This is a genomic window from Janthinobacterium sp. FT14W, assembly GCF_009208755.1.
In the GTDB taxonomy this organism is placed as follows: domain Bacteria; phylum Pseudomonadota; class Gammaproteobacteria; order Burkholderiales; family Burkholderiaceae_D; genus Janthinobacterium; species Janthinobacterium violaceinigrum.
The window spans coordinates 20,869-40,027 of sequence record NZ_WFLL01000040.1; the positions used below are offsets into that span (position 1 = coordinate 20,869).

24 protein-coding genes are annotated in these 19,159 nt (G+C 67.7%); 13 read left to right on the forward strand and 11 right to left on the reverse strand.

Annotation, left to right across the window (positions count from 1 at the left end):
* Positions 1–2: 2 nt before the first annotated feature.
* From GCN74_RS22080 to GCN74_RS22090, 3 genes are all read right to left on the reverse strand, one after another.
* Positions 3–815 (reverse strand): hypothetical protein, encoded by an 813-nt coding sequence (locus GCN74_RS22080; RefSeq protein WP_152258669.1) that lies wholly within the window; start codon positions 813–815, stop codon positions 3–5.
* A 75-nt stretch (positions 816–890) separates the two neighbouring features.
* The gene (locus tag GCN74_RS22085) at positions 891–1,466 is read right to left on the reverse strand and encodes an Hcp family type VI secretion system effector (RefSeq protein WP_152258670.1); all 576 of its coding nucleotides are present in this window, start codon (positions 1,464–1,466) and stop codon (positions 891–893) included.
* A 21-nt stretch (positions 1,467–1,487) separates the two neighbouring features.
* Positions 1,488–1,775, reverse strand: coding sequence for a DUF6150 family protein (locus tag GCN74_RS22090; RefSeq protein ID WP_152258671.1), 288 nt, complete (start codon positions 1,773–1,775; stop codon positions 1,488–1,490).
* 259 nt (positions 1,776–2,034) lie between these two features.
* On the opposite strand from GCN74_RS22090, the gene GCN74_RS22095 reads away from it, so the two are divergent.
* From GCN74_RS22095 to GCN74_RS22110, 4 genes are read left to right on the forward strand one after another with little or no spacing between them, the layout of a single operon-like run.
* Positions 2,035–3,315: an arsenic transporter gene (locus GCN74_RS22095; protein ID WP_152258672.1), complete on the forward strand. Its 1,281-nt coding sequence runs from the start codon at positions 2,035–2,037 to the stop codon at positions 3,313–3,315.
* A 45-nt stretch (positions 3,316–3,360) separates the two neighbouring features.
* The gene (locus tag GCN74_RS22100) at positions 3,361–3,990 is read left to right on the forward strand and encodes an NAD-dependent dehydratase (RefSeq protein WP_152258673.1); all 630 of its coding nucleotides are present in this window, start codon (positions 3,361–3,363) and stop codon (positions 3,988–3,990) included.
* 46 nt (positions 3,991–4,036) lie between these two features.
* On the forward strand, positions 4,037–4,498 hold the full coding sequence (locus GCN74_RS22105; protein ID WP_152258674.1) for a GNAT family N-acetyltransferase: 462 nt from the start codon (positions 4,037–4,039) through the stop codon (positions 4,496–4,498).
* A gap of 5 nt (positions 4,499–4,503) precedes the next feature.
* Positions 4,504–5,079 carry a flavin reductase family protein gene (locus GCN74_RS22110; protein ID WP_152258702.1) on the forward strand — a complete coding sequence of 192 codons (576 nt, stop codon included), beginning with the start codon at positions 4,504–4,506 and terminating at the stop codon, positions 5,077–5,079.
* Here the strand turns inward: GCN74_RS22110 and GCN74_RS22115 are convergent, their stop codons facing one another.
* The 3 genes from GCN74_RS22115 to GCN74_RS22125 all read right to left on the reverse strand — a co-directional run bounded on the left by GCN74_RS22115 (position 5,080) and on the right by GCN74_RS22125 (position 7,354).
* Complete coding sequence (locus tag GCN74_RS22115; RefSeq protein ID WP_152258675.1) at positions 5,080–5,988, reverse strand: DUF2145 domain-containing protein; 909 nt, start codon at positions 5,986–5,988, stop codon at positions 5,080–5,082.
* Positions 5,989–5,996: 8 nt separating this feature from the next.
* Positions 5,997–6,428, reverse strand: coding sequence for a hypothetical protein (locus tag GCN74_RS22120; RefSeq protein WP_152258703.1), 432 nt, complete (start codon positions 6,426–6,428; stop codon positions 5,997–5,999).
* A gap of 92 nt (positions 6,429–6,520) precedes the next feature.
* Positions 6,521–7,354 carry an HDOD domain-containing protein gene (locus GCN74_RS22125; RefSeq protein ID WP_226939166.1) on the reverse strand — a complete coding sequence of 278 codons (834 nt, stop codon included), beginning with the start codon at positions 7,352–7,354 and terminating at the stop codon, positions 6,521–6,523.
* 256 nt (positions 7,355–7,610) lie between these two features.
* Between GCN74_RS22125 and GCN74_RS22130 the strand changes: the two genes are divergently transcribed.
* Genes GCN74_RS22130 through GCN74_RS22140 form a run of 3 tightly spaced genes read left to right on the forward strand, consistent with a single transcriptional unit; the run spans position 7,611 to position 9,613 of the window.
* Positions 7,611–8,690, forward strand: a complete 1,080-nt coding sequence (locus tag GCN74_RS22130; RefSeq protein WP_152258676.1) for an alpha/beta hydrolase — start codon at positions 7,611–7,613, stop codon at positions 8,688–8,690.
* Positions 8,687–9,100 (forward strand): carboxymuconolactone decarboxylase family protein, encoded by a 414-nt coding sequence (locus GCN74_RS22135; protein WP_152258677.1) that lies wholly within the window; start codon positions 8,687–8,689, stop codon positions 9,098–9,100. The genes GCN74_RS22130 and GCN74_RS22135 overlap by 4 nt, the downstream gene beginning before the upstream one ends.
* A gap of 33 nt (positions 9,101–9,133) precedes the next feature.
* Positions 9,134–9,613, forward strand: a complete 480-nt coding sequence (locus tag GCN74_RS22140) for a cupin domain-containing protein (RefSeq protein ID WP_152258678.1) — start codon at positions 9,134–9,136, stop codon at positions 9,611–9,613.
* 32 nt (positions 9,614–9,645) lie between these two features.
* On the opposite strand, the gene GCN74_RS22145 is transcribed toward GCN74_RS22140, so the two are convergent.
* Both GCN74_RS22145 and GCN74_RS22150 read right to left on the reverse strand, forming a co-directional pair.
* A complete protein-coding gene (locus GCN74_RS22145) occupies positions 9,646–10,755 on the reverse strand; it encodes an acyl-CoA dehydrogenase (RefSeq protein WP_152258679.1) in 1,110 nt (369 codons plus the stop codon).
* A gap of 134 nt (positions 10,756–10,889) precedes the next feature.
* Positions 10,890–11,219, reverse strand: a complete 330-nt coding sequence (locus GCN74_RS22150; RefSeq protein WP_152258680.1) for a hypothetical protein — start codon at positions 11,217–11,219, stop codon at positions 10,890–10,892.
* 162 nt (positions 11,220–11,381) lie between these two features.
* Here GCN74_RS22150 and GCN74_RS22155 point away from each other — a divergent pair, with 162 nt between their 5' ends.
* Positions 11,382–13,043, forward strand: a complete 1,662-nt coding sequence (locus GCN74_RS22155; RefSeq protein ID WP_152258681.1) for a SulP family inorganic anion transporter — start codon at positions 11,382–11,384, stop codon at positions 13,041–13,043.
* Between the two features lie 48 nt (positions 13,044–13,091).
* Positions 13,092–13,712: a ParB-like protein gene (locus GCN74_RS22160; protein ID WP_152258682.1), complete on the forward strand. Its 621-nt coding sequence runs from the start codon at positions 13,092–13,094 to the stop codon at positions 13,710–13,712.
* A 23-nt stretch (positions 13,713–13,735) separates the two neighbouring features.
* Here GCN74_RS22160 and GCN74_RS22165 read toward each other — a convergent pair whose 3' ends face one another.
* On the reverse strand, positions 13,736–14,308 hold the full coding sequence (locus GCN74_RS22165) for a DUF4337 domain-containing protein (RefSeq protein ID WP_152258683.1): 573 nt from the start codon (positions 14,306–14,308) through the stop codon (positions 13,736–13,738).
* Positions 14,309–14,367: 59 nt separating this feature from the next.
* On the opposite strand from GCN74_RS22165, the gene GCN74_RS28900 reads away from it, so the two are divergent.
* Positions 14,368–14,544: a hypothetical protein gene (locus GCN74_RS28900; RefSeq protein WP_193317201.1), complete on the forward strand. Its 177-nt coding sequence runs from the start codon at positions 14,368–14,370 to the stop codon at positions 14,542–14,544.
* A gap of 22 nt (positions 14,545–14,566) precedes the next feature.
* Here the strand turns inward: GCN74_RS28900 and gstA are convergent, their stop codons facing one another.
* Entirely contained in the window at positions 14,567–15,181 is a 615-nt protein-coding gene (gene gstA, locus GCN74_RS22170) for a glutathione transferase GstA (RefSeq protein ID WP_152258684.1), read from the reverse strand.
* A 109-nt stretch (positions 15,182–15,290) separates the two neighbouring features.
* Complete coding sequence (locus GCN74_RS22175; RefSeq protein WP_152258685.1) at positions 15,291–16,187, reverse strand: LysR family transcriptional regulator; 897 nt, start codon at positions 16,185–16,187, stop codon at positions 15,291–15,293.
* Positions 16,188–16,280: 93 nt separating this feature from the next.
* Here GCN74_RS22175 and GCN74_RS22180 point away from each other — a divergent pair, with 93 nt between their 5' ends.
* The 3 genes from GCN74_RS22180 to GCN74_RS22190 all read left to right on the forward strand — a co-directional run bounded on the left by GCN74_RS22180 (position 16,281) and on the right by GCN74_RS22190 (position 19,027).
* Positions 16,281–17,669 carry an MFS transporter gene (locus GCN74_RS22180; protein ID WP_152258686.1) on the forward strand — a complete coding sequence of 463 codons (1,389 nt, stop codon included), beginning with the start codon at positions 16,281–16,283 and terminating at the stop codon, positions 17,667–17,669.
* 277 nt (positions 17,670–17,946) lie between these two features.
* Positions 17,947–18,744: a TOTE conflict system archaeo-eukaryotic primase domain-containing protein gene (locus GCN74_RS22185; protein ID WP_152258687.1), complete on the forward strand. Its 798-nt coding sequence runs from the start codon at positions 17,947–17,949 to the stop codon at positions 18,742–18,744.
* A gap of 55 nt (positions 18,745–18,799) precedes the next feature.
* The gene (locus tag GCN74_RS22190; RefSeq protein WP_152258688.1) at positions 18,800–19,027 is read left to right on the forward strand and encodes a hypothetical protein; all 228 of its coding nucleotides are present in this window, start codon (positions 18,800–18,802) and stop codon (positions 19,025–19,027) included.
* The last annotated feature ends 132 nt before the right edge of the window (positions 19,028–19,159 follow it).

The following is a 19,159-nucleotide window of genomic DNA, read 5'->3' on the forward strand; positions in this document are numbered from 1 at the left end:
GACTATGCGCGCCTTGCCGACGGCGCAAGGACCAGCGACCACGATTCCCTGCCCGGACGCAGGGCATAGACGACCAGGGTGCCGTCGCCGCTGGAGTCGGCCAGCACGGCCGCCACGCCGTGAACGGGATCGCCGGACAGGGCGCGCATGTCGAAGCCTGGCATGGCCAGGCGGCTCCACCTCGGCTGGGCGCCCATGTCCAGCATGAACATGCGTCCCTCGCCGTAGGCGATGAAGCCATCCTGACAATTCCCCGTCACCATCTCGAAGGCGAGCGGTGGCGCCGGCAGCGCCGTCCAGGCGTCGCCGGTGCTGCCGCTCTGCAGCTTTGCTGCGGCGCCGTCGGCCAGCGCCAGCACGCCATGCTGCCAGTCGCCGGCGATCAGCGCGGCCTTGCCACTGAACGGCGGGGCGGCGCAGGCTTGCCATGCGTTCCCGCCGCCAGCGGCACCGCCGTCCAGCCGGTACAGGCGGCCATCGGCGGCCAGCAGCAGGTAGCCCTCCAGGGGACCGCCCGCCAGGCCGGCGATGCCGGTGCCGGCGGGCGGCGGGGCGACGTCCTTCCAGCGCGCATTCGGCTGGCCCAGGACGGAGAGATAGCGGATGGCCGTGCCATGGGCCACCGTGACGAAGCCCGCGCCGTCGCCGTGCAGGCAGGCAAACGCAGCTTCGCCGGGCACGAAGCCGGCGGCCCGCGGGGAATCCAGCCATGCCGACCATGTTTCGACCTGGCCCTGGCTGCGCACCGTGCCATCGTCGCCCAGCAGCACGATGCCGGTTGCGGGGTTGCCGGCGATGCGGATGTAGTTGCTCATGCGGGTTTCCTCGTAAAAGTATCGGTATTGCCGATGCAAACGATGTCAGGAGAATGTGCCGCGTCGTTCATGTGCTTATCCCGTAAACGCCCCGATCGGGCGGTTGCGCGTCAGGCTCCAGCCCGTCGTGTGCTGGGCGCCGGGCTGGCCGTCGGCCTGCTGCACGCTGTGGCTCCAGAGGATTTCCGTAAAGCTCAGCTTGAACTGTTCGGTGGGCATGTCGTCGGGATGGGTTTGCAGCTGGATTTCGCTGATCAGGGCGTCGCGCAGGGCGATGGTGATGATGTTGGCCGTCTTGCTGCCCGCATGGCGGGCGATGTACAGCCTGGTCGGCTGGGCCGCGCCCCTGCCCAGCGGCTCGGCGCGCAGGCACAGTTCATACAGTTTGACGGACGTCTGGTCGACATATTTGACACAGGTAAACTCCGTGATGACGGGCCGGCCGGACGTGCGCGCAGAGTTGCTGACGTCCGCCGTCACTTGCTGCTTCATGCCTTGATGTAATGACACCAGCTCGATGCACTGGCCCATGCCCCGCAGCGCAGCGGCGTCGCGCCAGATGGCGTCGATACCGCCGCCCTTGCTTTCTCCGTCCGGCGCCTTGCCGAATACCAATTCCCCGTTGCCGGGTTCCAGCAAGATCAACTCCATGACGAACTCCTCCGCTTGATGTCAGCTGCCGCCGTGCGACAGGCAGCCCTTGAAGCGGTGTGGCCGGACCCAGCCTGCCTCGCCCGCCTGGTCGACAAAACAGATGGTCAGCTGCGCGAAGCCTGGCGAGGTGAAATACACGCTGGCCGTCGCATCCTGGCGCTCACGGGTGATGAACCACTGCGCGTCGCCGTGCGCCAGGCCCCAGCTGGTCGCGCGGTGCACCAGCAAGTCGGCCTTGCCGCGCTGCACGATGGCCACCCGCACGTCGGCATCACCCATATTGTTGCTCTGATAAATGCGCGCCATGTATGTTTCCTTGTTCAATCCTGGTTTCAACGGTGCTGCGACTATACACCGATTAAGTTGCTTAAAGACAATCATAATCGCAGGCGCATGCATTTTTTTTGCGCCGCCGGCCAGCCTGGCTGGCAGCGTGCCGCAGTGAGGCGCAAGTGCCGCAGTTTTGCATTCATTCAATAATTCCAGTATCATTGAATTATTGTTCAAATTCACAGGCTGCGGCGCATGGTGCCCGCGACGCCGCATTGCACGGGACCATGACCGCATGCTGACCGCTTTCCTGATCTTCCTGGCCACTTTGACTCTGGTTATCTGGCAACCGCGCGGCCTGGGCATCGGCTGGAGCGCCGTCATCGGCGCCGGCGTCGCCTTGCTGGCCGGCGTGATCCACTGGGGCGACATTCCCGTCGTCTGGCATATCGTGTGGAATGCCACCGGCACCTTCATTGCCGTGATCATCATCAGCCTGCTGCTGGACGCGGCCGGCTTCTTCGAATGGGCCGCCTTGCACGTGGCGCGCTGGGGTGGCGGCAGCGGCAGCAAACTGTTCGTGCTGCTGGTCTTGCTGGGCGCCCTGGTGTCCGCCGTGTTCGCCAACGACGGCGCCGCGCTGATCCTGACGCCCATCGTCATCGCCATGCTGCGGGCGCTGAAGTTTTCCGCCAAGGCCACGCTGGCCTACGTGATGGCGGCCGGTTTCATCGCCGACACGGCCAGCCTGCCGCTGGTGGTGTCGAACCTGGTGAATATCGTCTCGGCCGATTTCTTCAGGATCGGCTTTGCCGAATACGCGTCCGTGATGGTGCCCGTCAACGTGGTAGCCGTGCTTGCCACCCTGGCGGCCTTGCTGCTCTTTTTCCGCCAGGATATTCCCCGCGACTATGACGTGGCACAATTAAAACGCCCGGACGCCGCCATCCGCGACCTGGCCACCTTCCGCGCGGGCTGGCTGGTGCTGGCGCTGCTGCTGGTGGGATTTTTCTCGCAAGAAAGCCTGGGCGTGCCCATCAGCCTGATCGCCGCCGTGGGCGCCGCGCTGCTGCTGGGCGTGGCCGCCAGGGGGCATGTGATTTCCACGCGCCACGTGATCCGCCATGCGCCGTGGCATATCGTCGTCTTTTCGCTGGGCATGTACCTGGTCGTGTACGGCTTGCGCAATGCGGGCTTGACGGCCTACCTGACGGGCATGCTGAACCACTTCGCCCAGTACGGCGTGTGGGGCGCGGCCATGGGCACGGGCGTGCTGACGGCGTTGCTGTCTTCCGTGATGAACAACCTGCCGACGGTGCTGGTGGGGGCGCTGGCCATCGACCCGACGACGGCGCAGGGCGCCGTGCGCGAAGCGATGATCTACGCCAACGTCATCGGCAGCGACCTGGGGCCGAAGATCACGCCCATCGGCAGCCTGGCCACCTTGCTGTGGCTGCATGTGCTTGACAGCAAGAATATCCACATTTCCTGGGGCTACTATTTCCGCGTCGGCATCGTGCTGACCGTGCCCGTGCTGCTGGTGACCCTGGCGGCACTGGCGCTGCGCCTGGGCTGAGTTGCGTGTATGGTTGAGGCTGACAGCAATTTTGACGGGAAAGCCATGAAATTACTACTTGTGGGGGCCACGGGCCTGGTAGGCCGCGAAGTGCTGCGGCTGGCGCTGATGGATGCGCGCGTCAGCCATGTCGCCGCGCCCGTGCGCAAGGCCTTGCCGCCGCACCCGAAACTGGACGCGCCCCTCGTCGACTTCGACCGCTTGCCGCCCGATGCATCGTGGTGGCAGGCGGACGCCGTCATCTGCACCCTGGGCACGACCATGCAGGCGGCCGGCACGCGGCAGCTGTTCCGCAGGGTCGACCACGACTATCCGCTGGCCGTGGCGCGCCTGGCGCTGGCGGCCGGCACGCGCACGTATGCGCTCAATTCCGCCGCGGGCGCCAACGCCGCTTCGCGCATCTTCTATAACCGCGTCAAGGGCGAGCTGGAACGCGACCTGGAAGGGCTGGGGTTTGACTCGCTCACCCACGTGCGCCCGGGACTGATCGGCGGCCAGCGCGATGAAGTGCGCACGGGCGAGGGCTTGGCGCTGGGCCTGCTGCGCGTGCTCGCTCCCGTGCTGCCGCGCCGCTGGCGCATCAATCCCGCGCACCGCATCGCCGGCGCCTTGCTGGAAGCGGCCATCGCCGCCGCACCGGGCGTGCACGTGGTGGCGTCGGAGCGGCTGCTGTGAGCGCATGCCCGTATAATTTGTGCTCCTGTCCCTGAAAGTACAACACATGCAGACTGTACGTCCTTACCAGGCCGGCGACCGCGATGCCTGCCTGGCCCTGTTCGACGGCAATACGCCGCGCTTTTTCGACCCGTCCGAACGCGCGGACTTTGCCGCCTGGCTCGATACCTCGCCGCATCCCTACCTGGTCATCCTGCGCGGCGGCCGCCTCGTCGCCTGCGGCGGCCACGCCATCGAGGCGGACGGGGCAACCGCCGCCCTGTGCTGGGGCATGGTGGCGCAGGACGCGCATGGACAGGGACTGGGCCGCGCGCTGACGCAGGCGCGCCTGGACGCCATCCGCGCCGTGCCGGGAGTCGCCAGCGTGAGGATGAATACCAGCCAGCACACGCAGGGCTTCTATGCGGGCTATGGCTTCGTGCCGGTGAAGGTGACGCCGGATGGTTTCGGGCCCGGCATCGACCAGTGGGACATGCTGTTGACACTCTCTGCAAAGGACGCATCGTGACAGCCATCGACAGCCATATCGCCGCCGTGCCGCTGGAAAAGGCCTACCGCCTGCTCAATCACGGCCCGTCCATCCTCGTCTCGGCGCGCCATGGCGGTATCGACAATGTGATGGCCGCCGCCTGGGCCTGCGCCCTCGATTTCGCGCCGCCGAAACTGACCGTGGTGCTGGACAAGGCCACGCGCACGCGCGCGCTGGTCGAGGGCAGCGGCAGGTTCGTCATCCAGGTGCCGACGGCCGCGCAATTGCAGCTGACGCACGCCGTGGGCACGCACAGCCTCGACGCGCAGCCGGACAAGCTGGCGCGCGCGGGCGTGCGGCTGTTCCAGATGGAAGGTGTTGAAGCGCCGTGCGTGGCCGGATGCTCCGCCTGGCTGGCCTGCCGGCTGCTGCCCGAGCCGCACAACCAGGCCGCCTACGACCTGTTCATCGGCGAAGTGGTGGGCGCCTGGGCCGACACGCGCGTGTTCCGCGACGGGCACTGGCATTTCGAGGAGGCCGATCCGTCCTGGCGCAGCCTGCACTACATCGCGGGCGGGCGTTTTTATGCGATCGGCGAGGCGCTCGACGCGCAGCAGTGATCAGTCGAGGGCGATGACCCGGTCGCCCGGGCCCGGCACGCAGCCGTCGGCGATGGCTTCCCAGCCCCGGTGCACCACCACCTGCCTGCCGTCGTGGCAGATTTCCACGCGCTCGCTGGCGGGCAGGCGCTGGCGCGCGAACGCTTCCAGGCTGGCCGGCAGGCTCACTGCCAGCTGCATCGTGCCGATGGCTACGGGCGGATGGTCGTCCATGTGCACGAGGGGCACGAAGATGGAGCCCAGCATCAGCCAGCGCGCACCCACGTCGACGGGGGCGGGCGCATATTGGGCGGCGCGCAGCCAGTCCTGGGCGCGCCCGCGCAAGTCGCTGCCCGCGGCCAGCTCGCCCCAGGCGGCGGCCAGCAATTCCACCACCCACTGATTGCAATTCTGGTATTTCAGGCTGAACGCATAGGCGTTGGCGCTGTAGCGTCCCGCCAGCAACTGCTGCACGCGCACGGGGTCGAGCAGGGCGCGGCGCAGGGGCGGCACGGTTTCCGCCGGCAGCTTGAGCAGCGAGATGTAGCCGAGCGAGGGATTGTCCGTGCCCATGGCGAAACCGGCCGTGCCTTGGTCGAAGATGCGCGGGCGGCCTTCATCGCAGGCGTAGTACAGCTGGCGCGCGGACCAGCCGCTGTCGTCGTCGTGGCGCCAGGCCAGCGCCGCGTGCGAATAGCGGATGCCGAAGCGGGCCAGGTCCAGGCCGGAACGGCTGATCAGGGCCACGCTGCCTTCGGTGGCGGCCAGTTCCTCGCGCACGACGGCGGCAAAGCGCAACAGGCGGTCCTGTTCGGCAGCCGTGAGTTCCTGCGCGCGGTCGCAAAAGCGCGACGAGGCGAGCGCAGTGCCTGCCTGGGCGGCGCCAGCCAGCGCCAGTGCGGCGCAGCCGGCCAGCAGCCGCAGGGTCATACGTCGTATCAAAGGCTGACGGGACGCGTGGCCAGTTCGCCGTACCAGTCGTCGGCCAGCACGAGGAAGAAGGCGGCGCGCGTGTCGTTGCGCGAGAATTCGATGCCGTAGGCGCGGTTTTGCGCATGCACCATGTCGCCCTGCGCCAGCCGCTGCTTGTCGAGCGCCGCCTGCGGCAAGTCCAGCACCAGCGGCGTGGCTGTGGCATCGGCCTGCATCGTCAGGCGCGTCATGCCCTTACGGCCCGGCACGGCGGCCACGTCGATGATGCGGTAGGGGCCATTGGCCACCTTGTTGTCGCGCGAAGAGCTGTTGCTCGAGCCCTTGAGCGAATCGGAAATGCTGCCGCTCGACTGGGAACCGGCGCTGGAGGCCGAGGAAACGAAGCTGTCGGCGTTGGCGTTGCACGCCACGGTCAGTGCTGCGGCCAGGCCGAGCATGCGTAAGGAGGTAGTCAAGGCAGTTTTCCAGTGAACATCAATGAAAGCGGACCGGGTCCATCCCGGCCCGCGCCATCATAGCAGATCGGCCATCAGCTGAGCAGTACCTCGATCAGTCCCTTCGCTTCGGCCGACGGCTGCGTGCGCAGCGCCTGCAGCACGGGATCGTGTTCCAGGTAGGCTTGCAGCGCTTCGCTGACGGTGATGCCCGCCTGCGGCAGCGGCGAGGTCACGGGCGCCAGCGCCTTGGCCAGCAGCAGGGTGTCGCGCAAGCCTTCGGGCGGCAGCATGATGGTCGAGCCGGGCAAGGCATTGACGGCATCGGCCACGGGCAGCGGCACGCCCAGCTGGCGCATCAGCGCGCGGCCGATCACTTCCAGGGTGGGCGCCATCTGCGTTTCCAGCTGGGCGTACAGGCCCGGGGTCTTGTCGGCCTGGGCCAGCAGATAAAAGCCCGCCACTTCATGCACGATGCCGGCGAACAGCGCCGTATCGGCATCCGTGTGCGTGACGGTGGCGGCCAGCCCGTGCGCGAGCGCCGCCACATGCACGGTGTGCGCCCACAGCTGGGTGGCGCGGGCGCGCAAGGCGTCGTCGCGGATGCCCGCGTTCAGCTGGCGGATCACGGCCGCCGTCGCCAGCGCATACAGGTTGCGGTGTCCCAGGCGCTCGACGGCGGCGCGCACGCTGGTGATGGCGGGCGCCTGGCCGGGCGCGAACAGGGCCGAATTGGCCAGCGCCACGGCGCGCGCCGACAGGGTGGGTTCGCACAGCAGCAGGCGGCTGATGTCGGCCGAGTGGCAATCCGGGTTGGCCAGTTCCTTTTGCAGGAGCAGGGCCGTGTTGATGCTGGTAGGAAACGCCAGCGTTTCCGTTTCGGCGCTGGCCAGAAGCTGCGCCAGACTGCTGAGGGTGTTGACGTGCATGGATAGGGGCGGGAAGTAGCAATGTCCCATATTAGCAGGCAATCGAGGCCGCACGGCGCCCGCCAGCCTTTCCATCCATGCGTGGCGCACCCGTGGCGGGGCGCACGGGGAGCAAGGCCTCGATTCATGAGCTGCGCTTATAGACCCTAGCGGATTTAGCTGTCTATTCACGGTGGACGAGGGCGGTTACGCTTGACCTGCCGCAACCTTGTCGGGCGTGCGGCTTGTCCCTTATCAATGTTTACAAGGAATGCATATGCGTGATGAAGTCCTCCAGCCGCAACGGCGCACGTTCCTCAATACCTCGCTGGCCGTGGTGGCCGGCGGCGCCGGCATGGCGCTGGCAGGTGCCGCCCAGGCGCAGGCCTCCGCACCCACCCGGCCCATGGTCGTGGGCCACCCCCAGCGCAACGGCGTCGCTGTCGAGCGCGTCACATTCCCCAACACCAGCGCGCAGACGGTGATTGCGGCCAACCTGTTCAAGCCGGCCCGCTTCGACGCGTCCAAACAATATCGGGCCATCGTCATCGGCCACCCGTTCGGCGGCGTGAAGGAGCAGACGGCGGGCTTGCATGCGCAAAAACTGGCGGAACTGGGCTACGTGACCCTGGCCTTCGACGCTTCCCATTACGGCGACAGCAGCGGCTTGCCCCGCTACACGGAAGTGCCGGGCACGCGCGTGGGCGACTACAGCGCCTGCGTGGATTTCCTCGCCAACCATGCTGGCGTGGACCCGGCGCGCATCGGCGTGCTCGGTATTTGCGGCGGTGGCGGCTATGCCGTCAGCGCGGCGCAGATCGACCACCGCATCAAGGCCGTCGCCACCGTCAGCATGTACGACATGGGCCGCGCGCGCCGCCAGGGGCTGGGCGACACGCTGACCTACGAGCAGCGCATGCGGACCTTGGACGAGATCGGCGAGCAGCGCACGCGCGAAGCGCGCGGCGAGGCACGGCGCGACATCCGCGCGCTGCCCGAGTCGGCCGGGCCGGACGCGCCGGAAATCGTGCGCGAATTCCTCGACTACTACGCCACGCCCCGCGGCAGCCACCCGCACTCGACCAGCCTGTACGCCTTGACGAGCCTGGCGCCGATGATGAATTTCTTCCCGTTCGCGCAGATCGAGACGATTGCGCCGCGCCCCTTGCTGATGATCGTGGGCGAGCGCGCCCCGTCGGCCTACTTCAGCGAAGATGCCTACGGCAAGGCGGCGCAGCCGAAGGAACTGTTCGTCGTGCCGGGCGCCTCGCACGTGGACCTGTACGACCGGCCGCCTTACATCGCGCAGTCGCTGGCCAGGCTGGACGCGTTCTTCCGCCAGCACCTGGGGGCATGATGGGCAGCGTCTCGGACGGCATCAAAACGGGCTTGCTGGCGGCCTGCCTGGCGCTGCCGGCCCTGGCGCCCGCGCAACAGCTGGACGGGGAGGCCAGGCCGCCCTCGCGCGCGCAGCAATTGATGGGCGATATCGCTCCGAAGATGGCCGAGCTCACCGACAAGGTGCTGTATGGCGACATCTGGGAGCGTCCCCAGCTGTCCAAACGCGACCGCAGCCTGGTGACCGTCAGCGCGCTGGTGGCCATGCACCGCCCCGAGCAGCTGAAATCGCATCTGCTGCTGGCGCGCCAGAACGGCGTGAGCGAAGAGGAACTGGTCGAGGCGCTCACGCACCTGGCCTTTTATACGGGCTGGCCGAACGCCGTCTCGGCGCTGGCCGTGGCAAAAGAAGTTTTTCGCAAACAATGACCGCCGCCGCGCGCGGCAAGAAAGGAAATACCCATGCACCGATATGCTGCGGCACTCTTGCCGCTTTGCCTGCCCGCCGGGGCTGCCTCTGTTGAGGCTGCGGCCGCGCCGGCGGCCGTCACCGTCACGCGCGCGGCCGCCTTGCCCACCAGCATGGGCGACGCCGCCTATTTCACGGGGACGGTCGCAGTCGACGCCAGGTTCCAGCAGCCGGCTCCGGCCCGCGCGGGCGGCGCCATCGTCAGCTTTGCGCCGGGCGCCCGCACGGCGTGGCATACGCATCCGCTGGGCCAGACCCTGATCGTCACGCAAGGCCAGGGCTGGGTACAGCACTGGCAGGGACCGCTGCAGGCGCTGGCCGTGGGCGACGTGGCGTGGATACCGCCCGGCGTCAAGCACTGGCATGGCGCGACGGCCACGTCCGCCATGCAGCATGTCGCCATTGCGGAGGCGCAGGACGGGACGGCCGTCAGCTGGCTGGAACAGGTGGCGGACGAGCACTATCCCCGCTAAGGCGCTGGCTGGCGGCGCCGAGGGCGCGCACCCTAGGGCAGCAGCAGCGCATGCTGGCTGGCCGTATGGAAATCGCGCCACACGCGGTTGATGGTGCTGTCCTCGCGGGCCGCGTACAGGCCGCAGTACGGATACAGGCCGTCGACGGCCGCGCGGCACAGCGCCACCAGGGCCAGCGAGCTTGCCTGCACGGCTAGCATGGCGTCCCCGTCTAGCGCCGCGCCGCCCGCCACCTGCGCCCAGCTGTCGTCCAGCACGGCATAGAAATGCGCGCGGGCGGCCGCGAACGCCTGCTTCCTGTCGTGCAGCATGGCGGCCACCTGAGGTACCTCCAGCAGCGGCAAGCCGGCACGCGCATGGCGCCGGTGGCGCATGCATTCCTCGGCCAGCGCCATGAAGTGGCTGGCCATGCCGGCCACGTTGGCCGCCAGGGTCGCGTAGGCCAGGGAATAGAACGGATAGCGGTACAGGGGCCCGTCGGCCGTCGCGGCGCTGGCATCGATGGCGAAGCCGTGTTCCTGGCTTATCCATCCGCCATCGATGCGGTAGCTGTGCGAGGCGCTGGCGCGCATGCCCAGGCTGTTCCACGACGGCACCAGCTGCACCAGCGCGGCGGGCACGAGGAAGGCGCGGATGCGCGGCTTGCCTTCGTCATCGAGCAGGGCTTGGCCATCGCGCTGCAGCCGGGCGTTCAGCGTGAAGTGGGTGGCCATGGGCGCGCCGCTGGCGTAGTCCCAGCTGCCCGTGATGCGGTAGCCGTCGCCTTCCTGTTCCGCGTATCCCGTGGCGGCGCCGCTGCCGCCCAGGCAGACGCGGGGCGTGCCGATGATTGCCCGCGCCATGGCGGGCGCCAGGAAGCCCGCGAACCAGCCCGCGCCCGCGCACAGGGTCAGCACCCAGCCCATGCTGCCGTCGACGGCGGCCACGGCTTCTTCCAGGCGCACCACCTGCGGCAAGGGCAGCTCGGCGCCGCCCGCGCTGCGCGGCGCCAGCATCGTCAGCCAGCCGCGCCGGTGCAGCAGCGCCTGCTGGGCCGGATGCAGGAAGCGGGCGGCGTCGGCCGCCGGCGCATGGCGCGCGATGCGGTGCGCGTCGCGCGCGGAAAGGGCGGGGATGAGGGGAGCAATGGCAAGGTGCGGCATGGGCGGTATCGGGCAATGGCGAAGGCGGGCATTTTCGCACAGAGCTGCATGCCGCGGGCGGCGGGAACGCGTTGCCATGGGGCGGCCGTTGCAGTGTACCGTTGCTGCACTGCAACGCCGCCCCTTGCGTCAAATCACTTTCCGATCTGTTTGCTGACCACATTTTCCTGCTGGTTCAGCGCGCGCTGGTCCGCCTTGGTGATATGCCCGTTGTCGAGCTTGGCCATGCTGCGCTCTTCGCGGCGGATGCTGCGGTCCTCGCGGTGCAGGGCAGCCGCCTGTCCCTTGCTGATCTCGCCTTCCTTGACTTCCTTGTGGATGCGCGCGTTCTGATGCGCGAGGCGGTTGTTCACCTGTTCGCGGCGGGGATGGTTTTTCTGCCAGGTGGTTTCTGCGGCAAAGCTGCTGGCGGCAGCCGAGGCGAGCACGATTACGGTGATGGCGGACAGGACGGTGGTTTTCATTGCAGTCTCCAGGTGGTCGATCAGGGATGTCACACAGCCTGAACGCGCTGCCGGGGCCGCCGGTAGACAGTTTTTATGTATAAAATGTAAGCAAATGTGGCCGGAAACACTGTTTTTGCCGCATCATGGAGCGGATGAGCATCACCCACCAGGAGCATCGCCATGAGCGCACCGGCTGCGACGCAAACGAACCGCTGGCAGGATGTCAGCGCCGGCCTGTCGATCGCCGGCCTGCTGCTGCCGGAAGCGGTGGCGTATGCCAGCATCGGCAACCTGGCGCCGCAGGCGGGCATCCTGGCCCTGTTTGCGGGCCTGCTGTGCTATGGCGTGCTGGGCACGAGCCGCTTTGCCATCGTTTCGGCCACGTCGTCGTCGGCCGCCGTGCTGGCCGCGGCCATGGCTTCCCTGCCGGGCGGCACGGCGGGGCACCGCCTGATGCTGATGGCGGGCCTGGTGATACTGACGGGCGGATTTTTCCTGCTGGCCTGGGTGGCCAGGCTGGGCAGTGTCACGCAATTCGTCGCCAAGCCCGTGCTGCGGGGCTTTTCCTTCGGACTGGCCATCGTGATCATCGTGAAACAGCTGCCCGGCGTGCTGGGCGTGCAGCCGCCGCAGGGCGACATGCTGCATCTCGTGCCCGGCCTGCTGGCGCGGGCAGGGCAGTGGAACGGGCGCGGCGCGGCCCTGTGCGGGGCGGCGCTGCTGTTGCTGTTCCTGCTGCGGGGCAGGCAGCGCTGGCCCGCCGGCCTGATCGTCATCGCGCTGGGCATGGCCGCCGGACAGTGGCTCGATTTGCCGGGCCACGGCGTGGCCCTGGTGGGCGCCATCGATGTCAGCCTGGCCATGCCGGTACTGCCGCGCCTGACGCAGGAGGAATGGACGCGCCTGGCCGAGCTGGCGTTTGCGCTGGCGCTGATCCTGTATGCGGAATCGTATGGCGCCATCCGCAGTTTTGCCTTGAAACATGGCGACCCCGTGGCGCCCGAGCGCGACTTGCTGGCGCTGGGCGCGGCAAACGTGGTGGCGGGATTGCTGCAAGCCATGCCGGTGGGCGCCGGCTATTCGGCCACGTCGGCCAACGAGGCGGCGGGCGCCACCTCGCGCCTGGCAGGACTGGTGGCGGCCGCCGTGGTGGGCCTGATCGTGCTGACCCTGCTGCCGCTGGTGGCGCTCACACCCGTGCCCGTGCTGGCCGCCGTGGTCATCCACGCCGTCAGCCATACCCTCAATCCCATGGCGCTGCGGCCGTATTTCGCCTGGCGCCGCGACCGCCTGCTGGTGCTGGCGGCGATCGCCGGCGTGCTGCTGTTCGGCGTGCTCGACGGCTTGCTGGTGGCCATCGCCATCAGCCTGCTGCTGATGCTGCGGCGCCTGTCGCGGCCCGGCATGTCCGTGCTGGGGCGGCTGGGCGACAGCCATGATTACGTCAAGCTGGCGCTGCACCGCGATGCCCGCGCGCAGCCGGAGCTGCTGATACTGCGCCTCGACGAGCCCCTGTTCTTCGTCAATGCCGAGCGCAGCCTGCATCTGGCGCGCGCCCTGGTGGAAGAGCGGTCCGGTCCGCTGCGCCAGGTGATCCTCAGCCTGGAAGAGTCGCCGGACCTCGATGGCAGCAGCGTCGAAGCCTTGCGCGACTTTGCCGCGTTCGTGCGTGGACGGGGCCTGGGCCTGGCCTTGGCGCGGCTGAAGGAGCCCGCATGCACGGTGCTGCAGCTGGCGCTGGGCGACATGCTGGCCGCCGAAGGGGAGCCGGCGCTGCTGCTCAGCGAATTGAGCGTGGCCGAAGCCGTGCGCCTGCTGGCCGCCGCCACGCCTGAAAAGTAGCGGCGACTATGCTACGCTGGCGGCCGGGCCACGCATCTGGGAGACGGTATGACAAGCGCGAAACCGCAACTGGTCAAGGGTAGGCTGAACAAGCTGCTGCCCACGCAGATCACGGTCGGCATGGCCGAGGTGGCGCTCAAGCGCGCGCACTGGGCCAGCCTGGGCAGGAAGGCGCGGGCGGCGGCGCTGGCCGATCACTGGTTTCCCAGCATCATAGGTCCGGAAGGGCGCCACTACATCGTCGACCACCACCATTTCGGCCTGGCGCTGCACCAGGAAGGCGTGAAGACCGTCAGCCTGATGATATTGAAGGATTTGTCCTGGCTGGAGCCGCTGCACTTCTGGCATGTGATGGACCACCACCAGTGGGTGCACCCGTACGACAGCGAAGGCTTGCGCCGCGATTTCTCCGCCATCCCCCGGCACCTGAGCGGCTTGCACGACGATCCCTACCGCAGCCTGGCCGGCGAATTGCGCAGCGCGGGCGGCTACGCCAAGGACGTGACGCCGTTCAGCGAATTCCTGTGGGCCGATTTCTTCCGCAGCCGCATCGCGCCTGCCAGCCTGAAGAAAAACTTCCCCAAGGCCCTGGCGCAAGCGATGAAACTGGCGCGCAGCCAGCAGGCGCGCTATTTGCCCGGCTGGAGCGGCGTCGTGCCGCCCGCCTGAACGTCCGCCTGAACAACGGGCCGCTACAGCAGGAAGGCGCTGCCGGCCGTCAGGATGCCGGCCGCCGCCGCGCCCACGGAACCCCACAGCAGCCAGCGGCGCCGCGTCAGCACGGTGATGGCGGCCAGCGCCACGGCGATCTGGATGAAGGTCAGGGCCATGGCCAGCCGTTCGTGCGGGCGCAGCTTGGCTTCCGATGCCTCGCCCAGCTTTCTCGACTGCTCTTCCAGCTGGCGCGCCTGCGCCTGCACCAGCGCCTTTTCCCGCTCCTGCCTGGCCTGTTCCGCCAGGAAGCGGGCCCGCACCTCGGGCACGCCGGCCAGCGCGGCCGTCGCTTCGGCGATATGGCCTTTCGTCGACTTCGCCTGGTACAGGGCCCACTGGTCGCTGGCCTGCGCCTGCTTGAGGATGCTCTCGTTCTTCAGGAACATGGCCTCGTTCTGCGCATTGCCGCTCTGGTAGCTGATCAGGGCGCCGATGGTGGCGAGAATGGCCGTCATCAGGGCGATTTTCTGCGTCAGGCCATCGCGTTCCTTCTCCGTTGCCTCTTCCACGGCGTGTTCATGGGGGCTCGGTACTTCATATTCTTCTTCCATGACGGACCTTTCGAGGGGGCAGGTGGGAGGGAACGAACTGGCAGCGCACTGGCGCCGACATGACGATACTACCGCATCTGCCGTACAAGCCGGCGGGCGCCGCCACAGGACGCGACCGGGCAGGAGCGGCTGCCGTACGGCGTGCCCGCTCCTCCTTGACCGATGACAAGGAAACCTTGTACGCGCCGGTGCGGCTGACCAGCCTGGCGGTGCAGGGCCAGCCTGCAAAGGCGTGACCCGAGCCCGGGACCACGGCGCTCAAGCGGCCTTGGCCAGCCCTTCTGCTTCCCTGGCCGCCCTGACGCTGTCGCGCTGGGCCACTTTGCCCAGGAAGGCTTGCAGATGCGTGAGCGCGGACAGATCCACGCCCAGGCCTGGGGCCCAGCCCGTGATGACGAACAGATAGGCGTCGGCGACCGTGAACGTGTCGCCCGTCAGGTAGGCGCGGCCTTCCAGACGGCTGTCCACCCATTTGTATTTCTTGCCCAGCTGCTCGATGAACAAGGCCTTGGTGGCCGCGTCGATGCGGGGATCGAACAGGGGGCTGAACGACTTGTGCAGCTCGGACGTGATGTAGTTCTGCCATTCCAGCACCTTGTAGCGGGCAAGGCTGCCCCCGGGCGGCAGCAGATCCTGCCTGCCGGCCTGTTCGGCGACGTACTGGGCGATGACGGGGCCTTCGCTCAAGGCCGTGCCATCGTCGAGCGCCAGCAGCGGCACCTGGCCTTTCGGGTTCTGTTCGTAGTAATTGCCGCCGTCCTGCGTGCGGTGCTGGCCCAGGTCGACCTTGACCAGGGTGAACGGCGTGCCCGTTTCGCGCAGGATGATGTGCGGTGCCTGCGAGCAGGCGCCCGGCGAGTAGAAGAGTTTCATGACGATCCTTGAACAGGTGGGAAAGAAGCCACTATAGTCCTGCCTCGGCGCACGGTAAACGCGTGTTCGTGCAATTCACTGTTCACTGCGGGTAAAGGATTGCGCTGGCTCAAACCCCGCGGTAGCGCAAGGTGTCGAGCAGCACGGTAAACGCGGGCGACGGGTGGCGCCGGCTCGGGTAGTACAGCTTGTAGCCCGCATAGGCGGGGCACCAGTCGTCCAGCACGCGGACCAGGCGGCCATCGGCCAGGCAGGGCAGCACCGCATCTTCCGGCATGCAGGCCAGGCCCAGGCCATCGAGGGCCGAATGCAGGCGCAGGGCCAGGTTGTTGACGATCATCTGCCCCTCCACCCGCACTTTCAGTTCCTGCCCGTCCTTCGCAAATTCCCAGGCAAACAGGCCGCCCAGCGTGGGCAAACGCATGTTGATGCAGTTGTGCGCCATCAAGTCCTGCGGCGTGACGGGCGCCGGATGGCGGCTGAAATATGCGGGCGAGGCGACGATGGCCATGCGGAAATCCGGGCCGATGGGCATGGCGATCATGTCCTTGGCCACTTGCTCGCCCAGGCGCACGCCCGCGTCGCAGCGCGCGGCCACGATATCGGTCATGCCGTTGTCGACGACGATTTCGATGTTGATGTCCGGATACTGGGGCAGCAAGCGGGCGATGGCCGGCTGCAATACCGTCAGCGCCGAGTGCTCGCCCGCGCTGATGCGGATGTTGCCGGCCGGCTTGTCGCGCCGCGCGCTGAGCAGGGCCAGTTCCGCCTCGATCTCGTCGAAGCGGGGCGCCACCGTGCGCAGCAGTTGTTCGCCCGCTTCCGTGGGCGAGACGCTGCGCGTGGTGCGCACCAGCAGGCGCAGATCGAGCCGTGCCTCCAGTGCGCGCACCGTCTGGCTCAGCGCCGACTGCGACACGCCCAGCTTGCCCGCCGCCCGGGTAAAACTGCCTTCGCGGGCCACGGCCACGAAGGCGAGGATGTCGTTGAAGTTGGTTTGTGCCATGGCGGATGCCTTTCCAATTCATTAGTTGCGCTAATAAGTTCATGCAGACTTTACCATCTATTCATGGTAATGCATACGGCTTACAGTGATGGCATGAACAATCAGCCAGCTGCTACTGCCTCCGCCGCGCCGCACAAGGCGGCCATCCTCGCCATCATCCTCGTCAGCTACGTGATGATCGTGCTCGACACGTCCATCGTGCTGACGGGCTTGCCGAAAATCCATCAGGAACTGGGCTTTACGGATACCGGCCTGGCCTGGGTGCAAAGCGCCTACACCCTGACCTTTGGCGGCTTGCTGCTGCTGGCCGCGCGCGCCGGCGACATCCATGGCCGGCGGCGCCTGCTGCAGCTGGGCCTGGCACTGTTTACCGTGGCGTCGCTGGCCATCGGCCTGGCGCAGTCGCCGGCCATGCTGGTCGCCGCGCGCGCCATCCAGGGCGCGGGCGCGGCCATTGTGGCGCCGTCGACCCTGGCCTTGCTGCAAACCACGTTTACGGCAGGGCGCGAACGCACGCGCGCCATCGCCCTGTACAGCGCCGTGGCGGGCATTGCCGCCAGCGTGGGCCTGGTGCTGGGCGGCGTGCTGGCCGAATGGCTGTCGTGGCGCGTGGGATTTTTCATCAACCTGCCCATCGGCGCCGCCATGCTGGCGGCAACCCGCCGCTACCTCGCCGAGAGTGAAGTGACGCATGGCCGCTTCGACGTGGCCGGCGCGGCCAGCTCCACCCTGGGCATGGCGGTCCTCGTGTACGGCTTGATCCGCTCGGCCGGCGCCGGCTGGGGAGACGGCCTGACGCAGGGCGCATCGGCGGCGGGCGTGCTGTTGCTGGCCGCTTTCATCGCCATTGAACGGCGCGCCGCGCACGCGATCCTGCCGCTGCGCCTGTTTGCCAGCCGCCAGCGCAATGCCGCGTACGGAGCCCGCGTGCTGTTCCTGGGGGCCATGATCGGTTTCTTCTTTTTCACCACGCAATTCCTGCAAGTGGTGCTCGGCTATCCGCCATCGTTGACGGGCCTGGCCTTCCTGCCCATGACCCTGGTGAACTTCGGCGTGGCCCTGTGCGTGCCGCGCCTGACGCGCCGCCTGGGCAATGCGCGCCTGCTGGCCTTGGGATTGGCGGCAACGGCGCTGGGCATGGCATGGCTGAGCCGCGTGGATGCGGGCACGGCTTACTGGCAGGGCGTGGCCTTGCCCATGGTGCTGATCGGCGCGGGCCAGGGCATGGCCTTGAGTCCGCTGACGGCGGCCGGGGTGGCCGGCGTGCCCGCGCAGGATGCGGGCGCCGCCTCGGGTCTCGTCAACGTGGCGCACCAGATGGGCAATGCGCTGGGCCTGGCGGTGCTGGTGGCCGTGGCCGGCCTGGGCGCAGGCCAACTGGCGGGCCTGCCGCTGCTGGCGCACCGCGTCACGGTGGCCCTGGGCGGCGCCAGCGCCATGCTGCTGGTGCTGTCCGCCAGGACGGAAGGCGAGCTGGCTTGAGGCCAGGCGGCCACTGCCCGCCTCAGGCTCGGCCGCCGAGGCTGCCTCGGCCAGCGACTGCGACTCCCTGGCCTGATATAACTGGCTAGCGCCGGTAGCCGGAAAGCAACTGTGGCGGCAATTTCATCGCGCTGTCCAAGGCGCCGCATGGTTATCGTTGCAAGGTCGGGCGGGCGGGGCAGGCGGCCTGCTTGCCGGCGGGCTGAGATCCGTGGCTCGGGGAGGCTATAATCTGGGCACGTTGACAAGTGTTGCTCAACGTCATTAAGAGGCTGCCATGCATAAACTGATTTCCGAACTCACCCGCCTGTACCTGTTCGAGGAACAGCAGCAATACGTCGATGCGGACGGCGGCGCACAGGCGCTGACGCCGGCCGTGCTGGCGCGCCACCTGGCGGGCGAACAGACGGTAGCGGTGCAACTCGTGACCGGGAGCGGCCTGGCGCGCGCGCTGGTGCTGGAGTTTGGCGGCAAGGGCGGCGGCGAAGCGCACTGGAGCGCGCTGTGCACGATTGCCAATGCCGTGCAGCATGAGCTGGACTTGCCGGCGCCCGCCGTCAGCATCTCGGGCACGGCATTCCAGTTATGGCTGTCGCTGGCCACGCCCGTGCCCGTCGCCCAGGCGCGCCAGTTCGCGCAACTGCTGCGCTCGACCTTTTTACCTGCCTCGACCGACATCCTCGCCGTCGCGCCGCCCGCCTTCGTGGAGCAGGTGGCGCTGCCGCCTTGCCTGCAGCCGTCCGGCAAGTGGGCCGCCTTCATCCACCCCAGCATGGGCGCCGCCTTTGTCGACGAGCCTGGCCTGGACATGCCGCCGCCGCCCGCCGCGCAGCTGGGCTTCCTGGAAAACTTGCGCAGCATCAACCCGGCCCAGTTCGCGCAGGCGCTGGCGCAATTGCAGGGCCATGCTGGGCTGGCCGAGGCAGTGCCTGCCGCCGCTCCCGCCGTCCCATCACCCGCGGTCACGCCCGCTAGCCAGCCAGGCTTGCTGTTGCAGGACGCCACCCTGGAAGACATCGTGCGCTGGCTGCACGCGCGCAACATCGAACCCACGTTCCGGCACCGGCTGCCGTAGGCGCGGCATGCCTGGCCCGAGGTGGACAAACAGTACAGTCAGAGGCTGGTGATAAATGAGCAAATGCGAGCTGATTGATGCGTATGACGACCTTGGAATGACCGAGCTTCTTTACGCCGTGTTCATAGGCGACCTTGCTAAAGTACAAGAATTGCTACAACAAGGTGCAAACCCTCACAAGCCCCACCGTGATGCTCCTGCCGCCACGCCGCTTTGGCATGCGGAGGAGGATTTTGGCCTGTTCGAGGTCGCTCAGGCGCTCCGTGCCCATGGCGCTCGCTAGAGAACGGCCGGGTCCGGCCAGACGCGGTCATAGACACTTGCGAGAACAGTCGCAAGGAGCCCAAAATGCTTGGCGATGTAGAGTGCCGCGCTCTTGCAATCGCCGAACAGCATATTCCGGATTCAGTTCAGG

Coding starts and splice junctions, on each gene's coding strand:
- GCN74_RS22100 (WP_152258673.1), top strand. CDS start 3,361: ATGAAATTACTACTTGTGGGGGCCACGGGCCTGGTAGGCCGCGAAGTG.
- GCN74_RS22085 (WP_152258670.1), bottom strand. CDS start 1,466: ATGGAGTTGATCTTGCTGGAACCCGGCAACGGGGAATTGGTATTCGGC.
- GCN74_RS22155 (WP_152258681.1), top strand. CDS start 11,382: ATGAGCGCACCGGCTGCGACGCAAACGAACCGCTGGCAGGATGTCAGC.
- GCN74_RS22175 (WP_152258685.1), bottom strand. CDS start 16,187: ATGGCACAAACCAACTTCAACGACATCCTCGCCTTCGTGGCCGTGGCC.
- GCN74_RS22120 (WP_152258703.1), bottom strand. CDS start 6,428: ATGCTCGGCCTGGCCGCAGCACTGACCGTGGCGTGCAACGCCAACGCC.
- GCN74_RS22145 (WP_152258679.1), bottom strand. CDS start 10,755: ATGCCGCACCTTGCCATTGCTCCCCTCATCCCCGCCCTTTCCGCGCGC.
- GCN74_RS22115 (WP_152258675.1), bottom strand. CDS start 5,988: ATGACCCTGCGGCTGCTGGCCGGCTGCGCCGCACTGGCGCTGGCTGGC.
- GCN74_RS22095 (WP_152258672.1), top strand. CDS start 2,035: ATGCTGACCGCTTTCCTGATCTTCCTGGCCACTTTGACTCTGGTTATC.
- GCN74_RS22130 (WP_152258676.1), top strand. CDS start 7,611: ATGCGTGATGAAGTCCTCCAGCCGCAACGGCGCACGTTCCTCAATACC.
- GCN74_RS22135 (WP_152258677.1), top strand. CDS start 8,687: ATGATGGGCAGCGTCTCGGACGGCATCAAAACGGGCTTGCTGGCGGCC.
- GCN74_RS22090 (WP_152258671.1), bottom strand. CDS start 1,775: ATGGCGCGCATTTATCAGAGCAACAATATGGGTGATGCCGACGTGCGG.
- GCN74_RS22140 (WP_152258678.1), top strand. CDS start 9,134: ATGCACCGATATGCTGCGGCACTCTTGCCGCTTTGCCTGCCCGCCGGG.
- GCN74_RS22180 (WP_152258686.1), top strand. CDS start 16,281: ATGAACAATCAGCCAGCTGCTACTGCCTCCGCCGCGCCGCACAAGGCG.
- GCN74_RS22150 (WP_152258680.1), bottom strand. CDS start 11,219: ATGAAAACCACCGTCCTGTCCGCCATCACCGTAATCGTGCTCGCCTCG.
- GCN74_RS22160 (WP_152258682.1), top strand. CDS start 13,092: ATGACAAGCGCGAAACCGCAACTGGTCAAGGGTAGGCTGAACAAGCTG.
- GCN74_RS22125 (WP_226939166.1), bottom strand. CDS start 7,354: ATGCACGTCAACACCCTCAGCAGTCTGGCGCAGCTTCTGGCCAGCGCC.
- GCN74_RS22080 (WP_152258669.1), bottom strand. CDS start 815: ATGAGCAACTACATCCGCATCGCCGGCAACCCCGCAACCGGCATCGTG.
- gstA (WP_152258684.1), bottom strand. CDS start 15,181: ATGAAACTCTTCTACTCGCCGGGCGCCTGCTCGCAGGCACCGCACATC.
- GCN74_RS22190 (WP_152258688.1), top strand. CDS start 18,800: ATGAGCAAATGCGAGCTGATTGATGCGTATGACGACCTTGGAATGACC.
- GCN74_RS22105 (WP_152258674.1), top strand. CDS start 4,037: ATGCAGACTGTACGTCCTTACCAGGCCGGCGACCGCGATGCCTGCCTG.
- GCN74_RS22165 (WP_152258683.1), bottom strand. CDS start 14,308: ATGGAAGAAGAATATGAAGTACCGAGCCCCCATGAACACGCCGTGGAA.
- GCN74_RS28900 (WP_193317201.1), top strand. CDS start 14,368: ATGACGATACTACCGCATCTGCCGTACAAGCCGGCGGGCGCCGCCACA.
- GCN74_RS22185 (WP_152258687.1), top strand. CDS start 17,947: ATGCATAAACTGATTTCCGAACTCACCCGCCTGTACCTGTTCGAGGAA.